Raw genomic sequence first — 613 nt, 5'->3', positions numbered from 1 at the left:
GAGACAGACAACAACCATTATCCGCCGCACCAACCCGAACGGTACCTAGAGCGTTTCATCGTTTCAGGAAAGCGAAGGACGCTCTATCTCTTTGTTTTGACGCAATTCCGGACGGAAAACCGCTACGCACTTTTCCTGGAATTGCTCAGGAGTTTCTTGACGGCTGCCAGAAGCCTCAAAAACATCCATCCCGTCAATCCGTCGGCAAGCGATAGTCCCTAAATTGCTCGCGCAAGGTGATCTTCTGGATCTTGCCGGTGGCGGTATGGGGAATTTCGCCGACGAAGGCGACGTCGTCGGGCAGCCACCACTTCGCCACCTTGCCGCTCATGAAGGTCAGGATGTCGGTCTTGCTCGGCTCCTTGCCCGGCTTGCGCACGATGACCAGCAGGGGCCGCTCGCCCCATTTCGAGTGCGGAACGCCTATTGCCGCCGCCTCGGCGACATCGGGGTGGCCGACGGCGAGGTTTTCGAGATCGATGGTCGAGATCCATTCGCCGCCCGACTTGATGACGTCCTTGGCGCGGTCGGTGATCTGCATGTAGCCGCCAGCATCGATATGGGCGACGTCGCCTGTGTCGAACCAGCCCTCGGCGTCGAACTGCTCGGAGCC

1 protein-coding gene and 1 pseudogene are annotated in these 613 nt (G+C 59.4%); one reads left to right on the top strand and one right to left on the bottom strand.

Features of this window, described 5'->3' with window-relative positions:
• Positions 1–222 (top strand): hypothetical protein (locus EOA33_RS40055; protein ID WP_210212665.1); only part of this gene is annotated, 222 nt, incomplete at its 5' end.
• On the opposite strand, the pseudogene EOA33_RS37865 reads toward EOA33_RS40055, so the two are convergent.
• A pseudogene (locus EOA33_RS37865) lies at positions 194–613 on the bottom strand (AMP-binding protein); the annotation flags it as partial. The gene EOA33_RS40055 and the pseudogene EOA33_RS37865 sit on opposite strands and share 29 nt — an antisense overlap.

The sequence above is a fragment of the Mesorhizobium sp. M4A.F.Ca.ET.050.02.1.1 genome (assembly GCF_003997725.1).
Taxonomy (GTDB): Bacteria; Pseudomonadota; Alphaproteobacteria; order Rhizobiales; family Rhizobiaceae; genus Mesorhizobium.
This window is presented reverse-complemented; position numbering and strand designations above follow the sequence as displayed.